Genomic DNA, 18,028 nt, shown 5'->3' with positions numbered 1-18,028 from the left:
TAAATTTAAATCTTTTTTAATATGAACAATTGATCCGCAACACCATAACATTTCTTTTCTTTATTTAACCAAATGTAACGAAAAGAAACATTTGCTCTCTCTCCTTCAAATTTAGGAAACTCAACTTCATACTGATAAACATCATTTGCGCCTTTTCTTTTTACACTCTTAACTTCTTGTTTCCACTGAATTACTTCTCCATCAGTTTGTTCAATCCGTCCCAAGAGATACGTTGGTTTTTTCTTATTCGTAACACCCGTCAAAAAAACATAATAATTTTCTGGTATAACTCCTAATTTCAATTTTTTATTTGAAAGTTTATCCTCTATTAAACTATCATTTTTTTCTATTTGTCCTTGAAAGAAATCATCACCATTTTCACTTTCCAAAAACACTTGTTCAAAAATAGTATTTTTGTTAATTCCTTTTAATTCAATACTTTTCAAATTATCTTTTTCCGTTAAAGTATCTTCAATATGTACAATAGGTTCATCTACTTTCTTTTGACAAGAAACTAATACTCAATATAAAAAAACAAACTAAAATATATTTTGAAATAAACCTCATTACAGCTCCTCCTATTTTAAAAATGAAATAGCAGGAAAAGTCGTATAATCCGGATTTGAAACTATACGACTTTTTCTAGCACTATAAAATAAATAATTTCAATTTATAATTTCTAAATCAATATTCAATGTAAGGTCCACTAGGTCTTACACTATCAGGACTCCAAGCAGTAGGATAAGCATTATTTTCTCTAGAATAACCACCAAATCTCACAGGCACATTTTTCCCATGGTTTTCATATGCATAATTTTGAAAAAGATATGTTCTACCTGGTATCACTGTTCCTTCATGCTTACCTGAAACATTTACCCATTTTCTATCTTCTGCATTTTTATTTTTATCTGCTTCTGTCCAAACATTGAAAGAACCTCCGCCCTTCTCACTGCTCTTCACACGCATATACATAGAGGTAGGCGTCTCTTTAGGACGTGCATTAGTATAATCATATGGACTCCAAAGTCTAAAGGTAAAATTCACATGGTCATCCCTTGTACTAGCCTTAGCCGATTCGGTTAAAGCGAAAGTACTAGCTAAAATACCTAACGATAAAACAGATCCAAACATAAAACGACTTTTTTTCTTAATGCCCACTAAAAGCACCTCCGATAATTTGTAGCATTACATTGATTGTATTTTTCCACTGAAGGAACAAAATCAATATAATACAATATTATGGTAACAACACCTCAACACACCTTCAATGGATTTCAGAATATTTAATATTACTTTTACACTTGCGAACATTTCGTTAAATTTTTAAAAACAATACTATATCCCTAGCAAAGAATTACTTGTAAAGGTAGCTACATTCCTATGCCTGTTCCAAATAATAAAGAGTAACTCACCTCTCTAAGTTTCGAATTTTCTCCTGCTGTTTTGAGGAAATACCGCCTAAAAATCACTTCTTAATGAAATCGGCTACTTATAAAACTTTTTTAACCTTGCTGCGAAAAATACAAAAAAAGCGCAGCCATTTCGGCTGCGCTTTCGAATTATTATTTAGTTTCGATTAAACCGTATTTCCCATCTTTACGGCCATATACAACATTAGTTTCGTTTGTATCAGCATTTGTGAAGACGAAGAAATTATGTCCTAGCATATCCATTTGTAGGATTGCCTCTTCAACGTCCATCGGTTTTAAATCGAATCGTTTTGTACGTACAAGTTCTAATTCATCTTCTTCTACCTCATCCAAAACAGCTACTGCTTCTGGAAGGATAAAGTTCGTTTTCATAGAACCTTTCTCACGTAACTTACGATTTACTTTTGTTTTATGTTTACGAATTTGTCGCTCAATTTTATCAACTACTAAATCGATAGCAGCGTACATATCGCTATTAGTTTCTTCTGCACGAAGTAATAAATCAGTAAATGGTATTGTTACCTCGACACGTTGCTTGTCAGAGTATACTTTTAAATTAACTTTAATCTCTGGGAATGTATCAAAATAACGCTCTAACTTACTTAGTTTTTTCTCTACATATTCCTTTAATGCTGGAGTTACTTCAATATTTTCACCACGAATGTTGAATTTCATAGATGAATTCCTCCTTTCAAGCCTATGTATTATAATTTCGACATTGGCTTAAAAACTCCTTCTAACTTTTTTAAAAAAATTAGTGGAATTGCGATTTTTTTATCGTTTTTTGTTGAAATGAAAAGATGCATCGTTTCTATCTTTATTTTATCCTATTAACATCGTGAATAACGAATATAACTGTGGACAATTCGTTACAGAAAAGAAACAACTTTTTGACAACTTATCCTATAACAAAAACCCCTTGCGAAAAACAAGAGGTTCTACTACATATATATAACGTTGCCACAAACGCAGCTTTCTCTTCCAAAAACAATATACCCTACAGTTTCACAACATTAGCTGCTTGTGGTCCACGTGCTCCATCTACAATGTCAAACTCTACTTGTTGCCCTTCTTCTAATGACTTATATCCATCTTGTTGAATAGCAGAAAAATGGACAAATACATCGTCACCATCTTCACGCTCAATAAACCCAAATCCCTTTTCTGCATTGAACCATTTCACTCTTCCTTGCATGTTCATTCCATTCCCTTCACTCTAAAAATCAGGGCATTCGCCCCATATTTTGACTATAACGAATGACAACATATGAAGTCAAAGAAGACTTATCGCCTTTTTATTATCCCTTTCGACACTGCCATATTAACTTCTACAAAGTGTCAAACTAGATACTTCTCTTGCCCCTCTTTCATATAACAAACTTCCGATTTGCCTAACTGTAATCCCTGTCGTATACACGTCATCAACGAGTAAAATATGTTGCCCAGAAAACATCTCTTCTCCCTGAAAATAAAAAGGATTGCTTCCTGACACCCTTTCTTTACGTGTCTTCTTACTTTGCTTTTCTGTTTCCCTTCTTCTTAATGATGGATAAAAAATTTTGACAGGCAAACAAGTTGCTAATAACTCAGCTTGATTAAAACCACGTTCAATTTCCCTTTCCTTACTAAGCGGAACAGCGATAACGGTTGAAACATTGGCAAAATACTTTTGAAATAAACTTCGAAAAGGACGATAAAAAATGTGCACTAACTCTGCATCCCCCCGAAACTTAAACTGTGCTACTATTTCTTTCATCTCATCATCATACATATATAACGAACGGTTTTTAAAAGAACGATACTTCTCCTCTTTCGTCCACCTTATACAATCTATACAAATACCGTCTTCTTGAAATGAGGCAGGAACAAATTCTAAAGGTCGCCCGCACTCCATGCAAATTTCTTCTATAATATAGGAAAGTTTCTGCTCACATCTATCACATATATATTTTCTATGACACTTTACAAAAAAAGTGTACCAACTAATCTTTTCTACAAAACACTCATCACAAAGTAAACAATGCATTAATCGATCAATCCTTGTTCTTTCGCATTTTTATTCATACCTTGAATATGTTTTTTCGCGCGCACCATCGCCTCTGTCTTGCCATAGTGAAAATAAATGACCTCTCCATACGGTGCTTCAAAGCTCCGCCCTGCTCGGCCCGCAATTTGTACGAGCGCACTTTCTGAAAATATTTCTTCTTCCGCCCCTAAAACTGCAACTTGCAAATTTTTCACCGTTACGCCTCGCTCTAAAATTGTCGTTGTAACTAATAATGGGATTTCTCCCTTTCTGAAAGCCGCTACTTTTTCTTTTCTCCCTGGATCTTCTGCATGTACACCTTCAATTCGATTGTTTAATGGTTTTAACAACAAGCTTATTTCTTCTATATATCGCACATGGGGGACGAATAAAAAAATAGGGAATTTTTTATTTAAGTATGTTTGTAACCACTGTAGTAAAACTCGAGGAATTCTTTTATGAATGAGGGTTTTTTTCCAATTCCCGCACCAACAAAATAAAGGAACTGGCAAAGGATGACGATGATATCGTCCAGAAACAATAATACCTTTTTGTTTACCTTGTTTAAGTTTTCGCTTCCACGTTTCATCTGGAGTCGCAGTTAAATAAATACGCGCCGCTTTTTCTTTCATCGCTTGTTTTACCGCGTACTGTAACATTCGATCTGCACAATATGGAAAAGCATCTATCTCATCTACAACCATGACATGAAACGCCCTATAATAACGTAATAATTGATGCGTAGTCGCAACGACTAGTACTGCATCTTTTTCTTTATCCACACTCCCTCCATATAAAGCCGCTATCTGTATATATGGAAATACTTCTTGCAATCTCGGTGCTAATTCCAGAACAACATCCGTTCTCGGCGTTGCGATACAAACTCTTTCTCCCTTTTGAAGCGCTTCGTTAATTCCGTAAAACAACATCTCTGTTTTCCCAGCCCCGCATACAGCCCAAATAAAAAATGATTCTTTTTGCTTAATAGCCTCTATAACTCCTTGCGCCGCCAAATTCTGGCCAGTAGACAACGTCCCGTTCCACTGTAACAAGTTTAAATTCTTTTCTCTCTTTCTTTCAGCAATCCCGCGAACAAGTACAGCACATTCACTTACCCTCCCCATCGTTATACACTTCCGGCAATATGCGCACACTTTACTGCACCTTTTACATAAAAACGACGCAAATAGCCGCCGATCTACATTTCCGCAGCGTTGGCACATATATTTAGAATTCTTTTTTTTTACACCTTGTACACATACGATCTCTCCCTTCTTTTTCAAATCGTTTAATTCCCTCTGTAAATCTGAAGAAAGTTCTTCTAATAGCAACTGTTTCCCCGCTAGCATCAACAATCACCTCCAGCACTACTATAAACCTTTCTCATCATCTCGTAAAAACTCAAAAAAGCCGATAACCTACTTATAAAATAGTAAGCTATCGACTTTATACACGTTTTTTATTCTTTTATAAATCCTAGAATCGACCGTATCCTAAGAAATGTTTTTGGTTATACGAACTGTTAATATCACCGTACGCAATTCCTTTATCGCTAGCATGGATCATTTGGCCATTACCAACGTAAATACCGATGTGAGATGGACCTGCTTTATAAGTACCTTGGAAGAATACTAAGTCTCCTGGTTGTGGGCTACCTACTTTAGAAACTGAGTTCCAGTAACCTGCAACGTCTTGACGACCTACACCAAAGATGTAAGAAATGAATCCACTACAGTCAAAACCACCATTTGATGGAGATGCACTTCCCCAAACATATGGCTTACCTAAATATTGCTTAGCTTTACCAATTACGCCAGTATCCGGTGGAGTTGGTGCTGGGTTTTGCTCTGGTGTTTTCTTTTCTGCTTTAGGTGCCTCTTTTTTAGGCTCTTCCTTTTTAGGTTCTTCTTTTTTAGGCTCTTCTTTTTGAGCTTGTCCACCATTGTTTGCTGGTGCAGCTTGCTCTGCAGATGCTTGTGCTGGCTGAGCTTGCGCAGCTTTAGCAGCTTGCTCTGCTTGTTTTTGAGCAGCAGCTTCTTGTGCAGCTTTTGCTTGTGCTTCTTCTTCGGCAATGCGTTGTAATTGTAATGCTTGTTTCTCAAGCTCTTTCAATTGACCTTCCGTACTTGTCATTGAAGTTACAACTGTATCCATTTTACCGCTTAAATCGTTTACCGCTGTTGCTTTTTTCTCTTTTTCAGCGTCAAGTTCTTTCTTAGCAGTTTCAATTTGAGCTTGTGCTTCTTTTAATTCTTTTTGTTTCTCTTTTACCGTTGCAACATCTTTTTTCACACTAGCTTGGTCTTCTTGTTGTGTTTTCATGATATCTTCATCAGACTCAAGAATTTTAGAAACAGAAGTTAAACGATCAACTAAATCTGCAACGTTTTTAGAGTTTACAAGAACTTCTGTTACAACGTTCGTATTTGGTTGTTCTTGAAGTGCAACTAAACGCTTTCTTAATAACTCTTCACGTTTTGCAATCTTTGTTTGTAATTCTGCAATATCTTTATTTTTCTTTTCAATTAATTGCTCAGTATCAGCAACTTTTTTCATTGTTTCATCAAGCTTTGCAGCATTCTCTTGAACAGATTTATCTAAACCTTGAATTGTTTTGTTTAAGTCATTCATTTGCTTTTGTAATTCATCACGTTCTTGTTGTTGTTTATGTAAAGTGTCATTTTGTGTGTTAATTTGTGATTTCACGTCAGAAATTTTATCTTCTGCAAATACATTTGGTGTTAGCCCAGAAAACATTAATCCTGCAACTAATGCACAAGATGCCATTTTTAGCTTTTTCATTTTATTTTTTACACCGCTTTCTTTTTTCTTTTTCCGTATATAACCTATAAAATTTATACCATAATTCGGGATTTTTTTTGCTAATGTTACGTTTTTGTAAAACAAATGTAATATTATATGTAGCTCTAGCGCAAAATGCGTATATTTTTGTATGTATGTGTAGAAATTTATATACTTTTCTCACTTCTATAAACAAAGAAAAAACGTAAGGAATTCCTTACGTTTTATTAAATATACGAATACAAATGAAATACTACTTCATCCATTTCTCAGCCCAATTTTGAACCTCATCCATAACACTTTCTAACGCTTTTCCCTTGTCAGTTAAGCCATACTCGATTCGAACTGGTACTTCTGGATAGACATTACGAACTACAATGCCCTCGCTTTCCAATTCCTTTAAACGCTCTGACAACATACGATCGCTCATATTTGGGATAATATCTGCGATTTCTCTAAAACGTTTCGACTCTTCAAGCAAAGATTTAATAATTAAGCCAGTCCACTTCTTACTAAGCAGAGTAAAAGCTGACTCAAACTTTGGACATAAACAAGAATTATGCTCCATATGTTTCACCTCTCTTCCATTATAATATAGTTTCTTGTAAAAAGTAAGTTATAAAACTTTCCTCATTATTTTATTTTACGTACATTTTACCATTTCCAAATATTAACTTGTCAACTAAACGTAACATACCCGTAAAAAAACCCTCTTAAAAAGAGAGCTTTTTATATCTTTATTACTTCGTATACCATCCAAGACCTAATGCACCTTCACCTAAGTGCGTACCAATTACAGCTCCAAAATAACCTGTACGAATTGTGACGTGAGGATATTTTGCTTCTAATTCTTTCTTCCATTCATTCGCTTCTTCTTCACGTTGTGCATGAATGATAACTGCTTCCATAGGTACACCTTTACTTGCTTGCTCATCAAAAATTTCAATGATACGTTTTAATGCTTTTTTACGTGTACGAATCTTTTCAAACGGAATAATGATTTTATCTCTAAAATATAAAACTGGCTTCACTTGTAACAGACTGCCGATGAAAGCTTGCGCGCTATTTAATCGACCACCACGTTGTAAATGATGTAAATCATCAACTACAAAATAGGCGTCCATCGTTTTCTTCATTTCATCAAAACGAGCGATAATTTCTTTTGGGTTCTTTCCTTCACTTGCTAACTTTGCACCTTCACGCACATAAAATCCTTGTACTTCACAACTAATTTCAGAGTCATACGTGTATACATCAATACCCTCTACCATCTGTCCAGCTGTCGTTGATGTTTGATATGTACCACTAATTCCACTTGATAGGTGAATACTAATAACTGCATCATAATCTTTAGCTAGTTCTTCATATAGCTCAACAAACTTTCCGATTGCTGGTTGAGAAGTTTTTGGAAGTTCCTCTTGTTCACGTACTTTCACATAAAAATCATCTGCTGAAATTTCAGCTTCTTCTTGATAAGATTCTGTTCCAAACACAACGTTTAATGGAATCATATATATATTGAGTTCATCACGAATTTGCTTCGGTATATATGCCGTACTATCAGTAACAATAGCTATTTTCATTTTCGTACCTGCCTTATAAAAAGTTTTATTTCCTAATTTTACACGAAAACTACAAATGGTGCATCCATACATGAAAATGCCGGTTGAAATTATACCTACCATCTCGACAAATTACAACAAAAAGATAAAATACTCACCAAAAACTTCAGCATATTTAGAAAAAATGTTTGAATATAAAAAGGCTCGCTTTTAAAATGGAAAGTACTAGTCATTTTGATAGATAGGGGCGTACACAAGTGCTATTACAATATTTTACAATCAAAGACTACGGCGAACACGAAATCGTCATTCAAAAATCAAGATTTATTTGTTATATTAGCCGAGCAACAACTGAGGAAGAGGCTCAAGAATTTATACAAAAAATAAAAAAACAACATTGGAATGCAACACATAATTGTTCCGCTTATTTAATTGGCGAACAAGATCATATTCAAAAGGCAAATGATGACGGTGAGCCTAGTGGTACAGCTGGCGTACCAATGTTAGAGGTACTAAAAAAACGCGGACTAAAAGATACCGTCGTCGTCGTAACACGCTATTTTGGTGGCATTAAACTTGGCGCAGGTGGATTAATTCGTGCATATGGAAAGTGTACAAGCGAAGGCATTAATCATGTCGGTGTTGTCCAGCGAAAACTAATGCGTGTGATGCAAACCGAGATTGATTACACATTACTTGGCAAAGTGGAAAATGAATTACGCAATTCAAAATATGCCATTAAAGATATTCATTATCTAGAAAATGTCACATTTGATACGTATGTAGAAGAAGACGGCAAACAAGCATTTACAGATTGGATGATTGAATTAACAAACGGGAAATGTACAATTACAGAAGGAGATATGTTGTACTTAGAACAAGATGTTATCTAAGAATAACCCATTTATCACCTTCAAAGATTAATGTAGTGAATTACTTCCCTACAAATGAACTAACGAACTAAGGAGATTATATATGGAAGAACGTTATTATCATCTCCAAAATAGCAGAATAAAAAAGAAGCGAAGAAGGAAACTTTTCTTCTTCCTTATTTTCGCATTTTTATTTGGCAGCATAGGAGTTTATGTGTTAAATTCTTACTCTTCTCTTATGGGGATGTATAGTGGTTTTACTCGTGAAAAATCGGATTTAAGAAACGAAGATGTAGAAATTACAAAGGAACCTTTTACAATTCTCATTATGGGTATAGAAGATTATGCGACAGATGGTCAAAATGGTCGTACAGACTCATTAATGTTTGCAACAGTCAATCCGAAAACTAAAAAGATTTCGCTTATGAGCATTCCTCGTGATAGCCGCGTTCCGATTGTCGGAAAGGGAAAAGAAGACAAAATTAATGCCGCCCATGCTTACGGTGGAGAGGAAATGGCAATCAAAACTGTAGAAGGTTTTCTAAAAGTTCCTGTAGACCATTATATTAAAATTGATTTCCAAGGCTTTAAAGGTATCGTTGATGCTGTTGGCGGTGTTACCGTTGACGTACCCTTCGATTTCTGGGAGCGCTCTGACGTGGATTACTACAAAAAAATTCAATTTAAGCAAGGACAGCAAAACTTAAACGGTGAAGAAGCACTTGCTTATGTCCGTATGCGAAAGCAAGATCCAAATGGCGATTATGGTCGAGCTGCTAGACAAAGACAATTACTGGCCGCTGTTGCCCAAAAGCTAAACTCCACCTCTACTGTATTTAAAATTAAAGATTTAACAGCTGTCGTTGGAAAATATATAAAAACCGACATTCCTATTTCAGACGGACTTGCTCTTTACAATAAACTTTCTGGATTTGATCCTTCTACAATGCAAACGTTAAAGCTTGAAGGCGAAGACAAAAAGATAGGTGGTATTTATTACTTCCTTCCAGATCCAATCAGTGTAGAAACGGTGCGTAACGAAATTGAAAAAGAATTAGGAGAAAAAGCAAAAAAACCAACTACAAAAAACAACTCAAGTCCTGATTCAAATTCTAATTCTAACGAACAAACAAAAAAAGCAACAAACCAAAATAAAACACCAACTGATCCGCCACCTTCTACAAATGCTCATGCAGAGTGGATTATGCGCAATCAGCCGTAACAAAAAGGCCCAATCTATGCGATTGGGCCTTTTTTATTTACTTATTAAAGTGCTGTAAAATTGCTTCTACAATACGCTCTGATGCACGACCATCACCGTAAGGGTTAGATGCTTTCGCCATCTTATCATGAGCTTCTTTATCTGATAACAGCTCATCAGCAAGACCAAAGATTGTCTCTTCGTCTGTTCCTGCTAATTTCAGCGTACCTGCTTCAATACCTTCAGGGCGCTCTGTTGTATCACGAAGAACAAGAACTGGTACACCAAGTGATGGAGCTTCTTCTTGTACACCACCAGAATCCGTTAACATTAAGTATGAACGAGCTGCAACATTGTGGAAATCAATTACATCTAGCGGCTCAATTAAATGAATACGGTTATGTTCACCTAAAATTTCATTTGCTATTTCACGAACAACAGGGTTCATATGAACAGGGTACACAACTTGTACATCTTCATGTTTGTCAACAAGACGCTTAATTGCACGGAACATATTACGCATCGGTTCACCTAAGTTTTCACGGCGGTGAGCTGTCATAAGTACAAGACGATCATTTCCAAGTTTCTCTAGTACAGGATGACTATATGTTTCTTTTACAGTCGTTTGTAGCGCGTCAATCGCTGTATTTCCTGTGATGAAAATACGTGACTCATCTTTATTTTCCTTCTGTAAGTTCGTTGCTGATTTTGCTGTCGGTGAGAAATGAAGATCCGCCATTACACCTGTTAATTGACGATTCATCTCTTCTGGGTATGGAGAATACTTATCCCACGTACGAAGGCCCGCCTCAACATGACCTACTGGAATTTGATTATAAAAAGCAGCTAAACTTGCAATAAATGTTGTTGTTGTATCACCATGTACAAGTACAATATCCGGCTTCGCTTCTTTCATTACTTTATCCAAACCTTCTAAACCACGCGTTGTAACATCAATTAAAGTTTGGCGGTCTTTCATAATATTTAAATCGAAATCTGGCGTAATTCCAAAGATACTTAATACTTGATCTAACATTTGGCGATGTTGTGCTGTTACAGTCACAATCGATTCAATTTTTTCTGGGTGTTTTTGCAACTCTAATACAAGAGGTGCCATTTTAATTGCTTCTGGACGTGTCCCGAAAATTGTCATTACTTTTAAACGTTCAGTCATGTGATTGCCTCTTTTCTTTCACTAATTACAGCTTCTATTATGACATATAAAAATATGCATGAGTACATCCCTTTTTAACGCATAACAGAAACTTTTCTATTACAAATACTTTTTCTTCCCACCGAGTAATAATCTATCTTTTGTTTCTTAACATCTTCATCAGTATAACAATTTCTCCCATCAAATAAAATAGGCTCCCTCATAAGTTGTACGTACTTTTCTAACGGATAAGTTTGAATATCTCCCCATTCTGTTACGATAAAAACCGCACTCGCATCTCTAATCGATTCATCTATACATCTACTATATTGTATAGCATCTCCAAATATATTCTTTACATATTGAATTGCTTTTGGGTCATAAAGAACAATATCTGCACCTATATTAATTAATGCTTCTATTATAATAAGAGATGATGCCTCTCTAATATCATCCGTATTCGGTTTAAAGGATGCGCCAAGAACTGCAATCCGCTTTTTATTCATGTTCATAACTTTTTTCGCTTTTTCAATCAATAGCAGCTGTTGCTTATTATTTACTTCAATAACTGCTTTTAACAAACGAAAATCATGAGCAACATTTCCCGCAATTTGTACCAGTGCTTTCGTATCTTTCGGAAAACACGACCCTCCGTAGCCAATGCCCGCATTTAAAAAAGATGCACCGATTCTCTTATCCATTCCCATCCCTTTGGCAACATCCAATACATTCGCGCCTACCTTCTCACATATATTTGAAATTTCATTAATGAAACTAATCTTTGTAGCTAAAAAGGCGTTCGACGCGTATTTAATCATCTCCGCACTTTTAATATCTGTAACATACGTTTCTAAGCATAATTGACTATACAAACTCTCTACTCTTCTTGCTACTTCCTTACTATCCGCTCCAATTACAATACGATCTCCATGAAAGAAATCATAAATACCTGAACCCTCACGCAAAAACTCTGGATTCGATACGATATGTACTGTATGCCTCCCTTTTAACTTCTCCTCAATCCATCCCTTCATTACATCATTTGTGCCTACTGGAACTGTACTTTTCGTAACAACAATAATATCGTTCGTCGCATATAATCCAATATCGTTACAAGCACTCTGAATATACGTTAAATCTGCCGTCCCATCTAATAACGGTGGTGTTCCAACTGCAATAAATATAAACTCTACATCATCAAATGCCTCTTCTTTATTTGATGTAAAAGTTAAAGCATTATTCTCATATGCATAATTTATTAATTCATGTAATCTGGCCTCATAAATAGGTAAATCCCCTTGTTTTATCCGTTCAATTTTTTCATCATCTATATCAAAACATGTAACTGAATGCCCTAATTTTGCCAATCCTACTCCTGTAATCAATCCAACATATCCAGTACCTACTATCGTAATTTTCATTTCCTTTTCGCACAGGAATTTACAATAGAAAAGATATGAAATATAGAACTCTCCCTGCGCTTCCCCCTCTCATATTAAAAATGAGAAAACCCTTTTCCTTCTTCATTATATGAATTACTTCCCTTACTTTTTTTAAAGTTTTTGTAAAATTAAATGCACTATAAAGTAAAACTTAATCAGTGAGAATCAGGCTGCCAGGTCACGCGTGATAAATTCCCACATTTTAACACGAAACTTACTCATTTCTACGTGCAACACTTATAATACTGAAATAAAAGTATTCACTATTGAAGAAAAAGAGGAAATGTTACATTCCAAAGCCCAGTACGATTAACCTTCTTATATGATTCAACATTCTATATACAATTGTCATATATTCTATCCGCTTCCATTAACCGTAAAAAGAAAAAAAGATTGAATTCTAATCTTTTTGTGATACCATATGTTATGAGCCTGTAAATAAACATCATAATTTTCAGATAAATATATTTTCAAAAAAAAATTACGTTAGACTATAAAGGGTGGGGTATTAATGGACTCACAAGTGATTTATGCCATTTTGGCATCTTTCATCACTGTACTCGTCGTTACTCCTTTAGTTATTAAATTAGCTTTTAAAATAGGAGCGACAGATAAGCCAAACGCACGTAAAGTGCACCAAAAGATTATGCCACGTCTTGGCGGGTTGGCAATATTTATTGGTGTAGCTGTAGGATTTGTTGTCGGCGGCTTATATGAACAAAGAATGTTATCGATAACGCTAGGTGCGATTATCATTGTAATCATCGGAATTTTAGATGATATGTACGAGTTATCTGCGAGAGTAAAATTCGGTGGACAACTGTTAGTTGCCATTATGATTGTAAAAAGTGGATTATTAGTGCAAGTATTATATATCCCATTCCTTGGGGATACTGAACTTGGATGGCTTGCTTATCCAATTACAGTATTTTGGCTTGTAGGTATTACGAATGCAATCAACTTAATTGACGGCTTAGATGGATTATCTGCTGGGATTTCATCTATCGTACTTGCAACGCTAGCATATATGGCCTTCACTAGCCCATGGGGTACTGGAACAGCTATTATCTTGCCACTTGCATTAATTATATTAGCAAGTACAATTGGATTTTTATTCTACAACTTCCATCCAGCAAAAATTTTCATGGGAGATACAGGAGCACTATTTTTAGGATACTGTATTTCTGTTATATCGTTACTTGGATTATACAAAAGTGTAACGTTATTCAGTTTTATCGTTCCAATTATCATTTTAGGTGTACCTATATTTGATACGATATTTGCAATCATCCGTCGTATCGTAAATAAAAAACCTATTTCAGCACCAGATAAATCGCATTTACATCACCGCTTACTTGCAATGGGATTCTCTCATCGCAAAACGGTACTAATTATATACGCATTCGGTATTTTCTTTAGTGTAAATGCCATTATTTTCACTAGTGCAACGTTATGGTTATCCATTATTCTTCTTTTCGCTTTGATTTTCTTCACAGAAATCATCGCTGAAATAATCGGGCTTGTACATGAACGCTACAAACCAATCATTTCCTTTTATAAAAAAGTGAAAAAACGCGAAGACTAATTGTAGTATAGCCTTTTCAATTATGAAATATTCAAATAGCATCCTCTTTCTTATAAGAGGATGCTATTTTTTATTCTCATTTTATATTTCCAAAATATAGATTGTTTGAGAGTTCCTCTATTGGAGAAAGATATACATAATAAGAAAAGTATCAAGTTTTCTTTTTTACATCTTGATTGTCAAACTGAGGGTGAATGTTATGATCAAGCGAGTATTTCAATGTATTATTTTATTTTTAACGATTACTATGTACGTATCATCTAATACTGAAGCAACAACTGTTATTCCTGCTGAATATCATCCAAATACTGAAACAACTTCTCCTACACAAAAAATTGCGTACTTAACATTTGATGACGGGCCAAACAAATATACTACACAAATTTTAAACATCTTAAAAGAAAAGAACGGAAAAGCAACTTTCTTTGTTATTGGCGGAAAAGTGCCACATTACACAAAAACGATGCAACGATTAATTAAAGAAGGACATTATATCGGGCTCCACAGCATGTCACATGATGTAAAACGCCTTTACACTGGTGACCCTTCCACTTTAATTGCAGAAATGGAGCAAACACAAAGCATTGTCCAGCAAGTTACGAAATTAAATACACATCTCGTTCGCGTTCCATATGGTAGTATGCCTTACTTAAAAAAGAATTACCGTGACGCACTTGTATCGGCCCAGTATAAAATGTGGGATTGGACGATCGATACATACGACTGGAAAAGCTATGACAATCCTTCTGCCATACTCGAAAGAGTACGTAACCAAAGTGATGAACAAGTCGAAGTCATTTTAATGCATGATTCGAGTGTAACCGTACAAATACTGCCAAAAGTAATTGATTATTTACAGTCACAAGGATACAAACTTCTTCCCTATAATCCTTCTTCTCATCTCAAGGTAAATTTTTGGAAAGACACAAGATTGTAACAGCTTTAGTGCCTATGTGCTAAAGCTGTTTTATTTTTCTCTTCCCACCCTTCCCATTTTTGTGTAAAATTTTAAATAGTGATGAAGTTTCGAGGTGAATAGAAATGAAACGAATAGATCTCATTTTTAACGCAATACAAAAAGGCAATTATACAGAAGGTGTAACCGCATCAGAACTCGCTACATTTCTGCAACTAGATCGCGCCAATGTAAGTAGCGATTTAAACAAACTTGTAAAAGATAAACGTTTATTAAAAACAAATACGCGACCTGTTCGTTTTTACATAGAAACGAACAGGTCGTTGGAAACGCATTCAAAAGACATAACTTCATTAGATACATTTGCAATTGAAAATACGAGCCTTAAAATTGCAATTGAAAAAGCGAAAGCTTCTATTCTCTATCCTCCAAACGGTATGCATACTTTACTACTGGGAGAAACAGGGGTCGGAAAGTCTATGTTTGCTTCTTTAATGCACGAATATGCAATTGAAGTTGAACAGCTTCCAAAAGATGCACCATTTATCGTATTTAACTGTGCTGATTATGCAAATAATCCACAGTTACTACTCGGGCAATTATTTGGGATTAAAAAAGGAGCTTATACAGGAGCAAGTGATCAAAAAGGGTTAATTGAAAAAGCACATGAAGGAATTCTTTTCTTAGATGAAGTACATCGCCTGCCTCCAGAGGGACAAGAAATGCTTTTCACCTTTATTGACCGCGGAGTATACCGCCGCCTTGGAGAAACAGAGAACGAACGTAAAGCACAAGTATTAATCATTACTGCAACAACAGAAGAACCAAATTCATTTTTATTAAAAACATTTACAAGACGTATACCAATGACTGTTACGCTGCCACCACTTCGTGAGCGTACACATAAAGAGCGCTTTGCTTTACTACAGCGATTTTTCACAAATGAAGCAATTCGTCTGCGAAAAGACATTCACGTTAGCCCAAATGCAATGCGTGCTTTCGTCTTTTACAATTGTCCCAATAACATTGGTCAATTAAAAACAGATGTTCAAATTGCCTGTGCGAAAGCCTATTCTGATTTGGTCACAAAGAAACGTGATTCTGTCTATGTTTCAAGTTCAGATTTACCTTGGTATATGAAAGAAGGGTTGTTCATTGAAAGGAAGAGCCGTCACTTATACCAAATACCAAATGAAACATTTGTATTTACAGGTGAGGAAGGTTGGAGTAATCATAAAACAGAAGATGAAAAACGCTCTTCTATTTACGATTATATTGATTATAAATACGAAGAACTTCAAGCACGTGGTATTGAAGAGGAAGAATTAGAATTACTAATAGAAAATGATGTTCAAAGCTTTTTCGTACAATATTTTAACCAAATATCAAAAAAAACAAGCCATGAAAATGTTTTTAAAATTGTGGATCGTAATATCGTTTCCGTATGTGAAAAAATAGCGGAACTTGCTGAAAAGCATTTATCTAAGACGTTTGATGAAAAAGTATTTCTCGCTTTAAGTTTACATGTACAGACAACTCTACAACGTTTACAAAGCGGAAAACAAATACATCACCCACAATTAAATCAAATTCGTACGAAATATAAAGAAGCTTTTTCCGTAGCTATGCAATGCATTCAACTACTGGAGGAAGAATTACAAATAACAATGCCTATTGATGAAGCTGGCTTTTTAACAATGTTCTTCGTTGTTGATCCAATTCCTGCCTCACAAACAGAAGTAAAAGTATTAATATTAGCACACGGTAATGGCATCGCAACTGAAATGGCAAACGTCGCAAACGAACTTCTCGGCATTGAGGAAGTAACCGGTATTGATATGCCGTTACACGAATCACCGAAAGATTTCTTGGAACGTGTGAAAGTGTATATGAAAACACTACAAAATGTAAATGGGCTTCTCTTACTTGTCGATATGGGGTCACTTGCTTATATCGGTGACATATTAGAAACGGAGTTTAAAATCCCTGTACGTGTTCTCTCGATGACGAGCACACCACACGCACTAGAAGCAGCTCGAAAAGCTCAGCTCGGTTATTCATTAGATGCGCTGTATGAAACAGTAAAAAATTTAACACCATTTTACTTAAACGTACAAGAAGAAAAGAAAAAACCTCTCTCTCCAATGAAATCTGTTATTTTAACAGCTTGCTTAACTGGTGAAGGAAGTGCTTTAGCTATTCAAAAAATGTTAGAGAACTATTTACGATTTGATAAAGACTTAATTGAAATTATACCAATTAGTATCGTCCATGAAAAAGATTTAACGAAAATGATTGAGAACATAAAAAAAGAGCGTAACATCATTTGTATTGTCACGAATTTCGATGTGCAAGTACCATGCTTAACATATCATTTCCAAGACATCGTAAACTACACAGCGATTCAGCCAATTCAAGAATTAATTACGTATGAAGAAACATATGCAAAAATGGCGGATATTCTTGAACAACAAATGCAGCGTAACGATGGAGCATTACTTATCAAAACAATTCGTTACGCATTAAATACAATTCAGGAATTAATTTCCTTACAGCTAACTCCTGATAGCTTAATGGGTGTTATTCTGCATATGAGCTGTATGGTTGACCGTCTTCAAAAAGGAGAAAGCCTTCTTCCTCACCCTGATAAAGAGAAAAGAAGACAAGATGAGTACTGGATGTATATGAAAGTAAAAAAAGCGTTGCAACCAATTGAAAATACATTTGAAATACAAATACCTGATGACGAAGTATTTTATGTTATGGACTTCTTTATTAAAAATCAGCCTGTGAAAAATTAATCGAGGCCGTTTTTAAAAATATCGACCGTAACGTGAGTTATATCAGCGATTTTCAAAATATATCGGCGTAACTCAGATTATATCAGCGATTTTCAAAATATATCGGCGTAACTCAGATTATATCAGCGATTTTCAAAATATATCGGCGCAACTCAGATTATATCAGCGATTTTCAAAATATATCGGCGCAACCCAGATTATATCAGCGATTTTCAAAATATATCGATTTACCGACAAT

Annotated in this window: 15 protein-coding genes and 1 pseudogene; 5 read left to right on the top strand and 11 right to left on the bottom strand. The window is 35.2% G+C overall.

Annotation, left to right across the window (positions count from 1 at the left end; translation table 11 throughout):
* Nucleotides 1-5 precede the first annotated feature (5 nt).
* From QO049_RS01535 to QO049_RS01495, 9 genes and pseudogenes are all read right to left on the bottom strand, one after another.
* A pseudogene (locus tag QO049_RS01535) lies at nucleotides 6-567 on the bottom strand (hypothetical protein).
* A gap of 117 nt (nucleotides 568-684) precedes the next feature.
* Nucleotides 685-1,158 carry a hypothetical protein gene (locus tag QO049_RS01530; protein ID WP_098581101.1) on the bottom strand — a complete coding sequence of 158 codons (474 nt, stop codon included), beginning with the start codon at nucleotides 1,156-1,158 and terminating at the stop codon, nucleotides 685-687.
* Nucleotides 1,159-1,562: 404 nt separating this feature from the next.
* Nucleotides 1,563-2,105, bottom strand: a complete 543-nt coding sequence (gene hpf / locus QO049_RS01525) for a ribosome hibernation-promoting factor, HPF/YfiA family (RefSeq protein ID WP_000671186.1) — start codon at nucleotides 2,103-2,105, stop codon at nucleotides 1,563-1,565.
* Nucleotides 2,106-2,427: 322 nt separating this feature from the next.
* Entirely contained in the window at nucleotides 2,428-2,625 is a 198-nt protein-coding gene (gene cspC / locus QO049_RS01520) for a cold shock protein CspC (RefSeq protein ID WP_001990088.1), read from the bottom strand.
* A gap of 126 nt (nucleotides 2,626-2,751) precedes the next feature.
* Nucleotides 2,752-3,456, bottom strand: coding sequence for a ComF family protein (locus QO049_RS01515; RefSeq protein ID WP_246961605.1), 705 nt, complete (start codon nucleotides 3,454-3,456; stop codon nucleotides 2,752-2,754).
* Complete coding sequence (gene comFA / locus QO049_RS01510; protein WP_284489100.1) at nucleotides 3,456-4,805, bottom strand: ATP-dependent helicase ComFA; 1,350 nt, start codon at nucleotides 4,803-4,805, stop codon at nucleotides 3,456-3,458. Before comFA ends, QO049_RS01515 begins: the two co-directional genes overlap by 1 nt.
* Nucleotides 4,806-4,932: 127 nt before the next feature.
* Nucleotides 4,933-6,363, bottom strand: coding sequence for a C40 family peptidase (locus QO049_RS01505; protein WP_141538448.1), 1,431 nt, complete (start codon nucleotides 6,361-6,363; stop codon nucleotides 4,933-4,935).
* A gap of 148 nt (nucleotides 6,364-6,511) precedes the next feature.
* Nucleotides 6,512-6,826: a winged helix-turn-helix transcriptional regulator gene (locus tag QO049_RS01500; RefSeq protein WP_000400857.1), complete on the bottom strand. Its 315-nt coding sequence runs from the start codon at nucleotides 6,824-6,826 to the stop codon at nucleotides 6,512-6,514.
* A gap of 172 nt (nucleotides 6,827-6,998) precedes the next feature.
* The gene (locus QO049_RS01495) at nucleotides 6,999-7,841 is read right to left on the bottom strand and encodes a DegV family protein (RefSeq protein WP_000684725.1); all 843 of its coding nucleotides are present in this window, start codon (nucleotides 7,839-7,841) and stop codon (nucleotides 6,999-7,001) included.
* Between the two features lie 236 nt (nucleotides 7,842-8,077).
* Here QO049_RS01495 and QO049_RS01490 point away from each other — a divergent pair, with 236 nt between their 5' ends.
* On the top strand, nucleotides 8,078-8,713 hold the full coding sequence (locus tag QO049_RS01490) for a YigZ family protein (RefSeq protein ID WP_000926665.1): 636 nt from the start codon (nucleotides 8,078-8,080) through the stop codon (nucleotides 8,711-8,713).
* 82 nt (nucleotides 8,714-8,795) lie between these two features.
* On the top strand, nucleotides 8,796-9,914 hold the full coding sequence (locus QO049_RS01485) for an LCP family protein (RefSeq protein ID WP_000392785.1): 1,119 nt from the start codon (nucleotides 8,796-8,798) through the stop codon (nucleotides 9,912-9,914).
* 37 nt (nucleotides 9,915-9,951) lie between these two features.
* Here QO049_RS01485 and wecB read toward each other — a convergent pair whose 3' ends face one another.
* Together wecB and QO049_RS01475 are read right to left on the bottom strand one after the other, a co-directional pair.
* On the bottom strand, nucleotides 9,952-11,067 hold the full coding sequence (gene wecB, locus QO049_RS01480; protein ID WP_000140145.1) for a non-hydrolyzing UDP-N-acetylglucosamine 2-epimerase: 1,116 nt from the start codon (nucleotides 11,065-11,067) through the stop codon (nucleotides 9,952-9,954).
* Between the two features lie 74 nt (nucleotides 11,068-11,141).
* Nucleotides 11,142-12,467 carry a UDP-glucose dehydrogenase family protein gene (locus QO049_RS01475; RefSeq protein WP_000704920.1) on the bottom strand — a complete coding sequence of 442 codons (1,326 nt, stop codon included), beginning with the start codon at nucleotides 12,465-12,467 and terminating at the stop codon, nucleotides 11,142-11,144.
* A 532-nt stretch (nucleotides 12,468-12,999) separates the two neighbouring features.
* Between QO049_RS01475 and QO049_RS01470 the strand changes: the two genes are divergently transcribed.
* From QO049_RS01470 to QO049_RS01460, 3 genes are all read left to right on the top strand, one after another.
* Nucleotides 13,000-14,073, top strand: a complete 1,074-nt coding sequence (locus QO049_RS01470) for a glycosyltransferase family 4 protein (protein WP_000378319.1) — start codon at nucleotides 13,000-13,002, stop codon at nucleotides 14,071-14,073.
* Nucleotides 14,074-14,272: 199 nt separating this feature from the next.
* Nucleotides 14,273-15,010, top strand: coding sequence for a polysaccharide deacetylase family protein (locus QO049_RS01465; RefSeq protein ID WP_000597152.1), 738 nt, complete (start codon nucleotides 14,273-14,275; stop codon nucleotides 15,008-15,010).
* A 104-nt stretch (nucleotides 15,011-15,114) separates the two neighbouring features.
* The gene (locus QO049_RS01460) at nucleotides 15,115-17,790 is read left to right on the top strand and encodes a sigma-54-dependent transcriptional regulator (protein ID WP_098005517.1); all 2,676 of its coding nucleotides are present in this window, start codon (nucleotides 15,115-15,117) and stop codon (nucleotides 17,788-17,790) included.
* The last annotated feature ends 238 nt before the right edge of the window (nucleotides 17,791-18,028 follow it).

It is taken from the genome of Bacillus sp. RB3 (assembly GCF_030164735.1).
In the GTDB taxonomy this organism is placed as follows: domain Bacteria; phylum Bacillota; class Bacilli; order Bacillales; family Bacillaceae_G; genus Bacillus_A; species Bacillus_A cereus.
Note: the sequence above shows the minus strand (reverse complement) of the source record. Positions and strands in the feature narration are given on the sequence as shown.

Coding starts and splice junctions, on each gene's coding strand:
- hpf (WP_000671186.1), bottom strand. CDS start 2,105: ATGAAATTCAACATTCGTGGTGAAAATATTGAAGTAACTCCAGCATTA.
- cspC (WP_001990088.1), bottom strand. CDS start 2,625: ATGCAAGGAAGAGTGAAATGGTTCAATGCAGAAAAGGGATTTGGGTTT.
- QO049_RS01515 (WP_246961605.1), bottom strand. CDS start 3,456: ATGCATTGTTTACTTTGTGATGAGTGTTTTGTAGAAAAGATTAGTTGG.
- comFA (WP_284489100.1), bottom strand. CDS start 4,805: ATGCTAGCGGGGAAACAGTTGCTATTAGAAGAACTTTCTTCAGATTTA.
- QO049_RS01500 (WP_000400857.1), bottom strand. CDS start 6,826: ATGGAGCATAATTCTTGTTTATGTCCAAAGTTTGAGTCAGCTTTTACT.
- QO049_RS01495 (WP_000684725.1), bottom strand. CDS start 7,841: ATGAAAATAGCTATTGTTACTGATAGTACGGCATATATACCGAAGCAA.
- QO049_RS01485 (WP_000392785.1), top strand. CDS start 8,796: ATGGAAGAACGTTATTATCATCTCCAAAATAGCAGAATAAAAAAGAAG.
- wecB (WP_000140145.1), bottom strand. CDS start 11,067: ATGACTGAACGTTTAAAAGTAATGACAATTTTCGGGACACGTCCAGAA.
- QO049_RS01475 (WP_000704920.1), bottom strand. CDS start 12,467: ATGAAAATTACGATAGTAGGTACTGGATATGTTGGATTGATTACAGGA.
- QO049_RS01470 (WP_000378319.1), top strand. CDS start 13,000: ATGGACTCACAAGTGATTTATGCCATTTTGGCATCTTTCATCACTGTA.
- QO049_RS01465 (WP_000597152.1), top strand. CDS start 14,273: ATGATCAAGCGAGTATTTCAATGTATTATTTTATTTTTAACGATTACT.
- QO049_RS01460 (WP_098005517.1), top strand. CDS start 15,115: ATGAAACGAATAGATCTCATTTTTAACGCAATACAAAAAGGCAATTAT.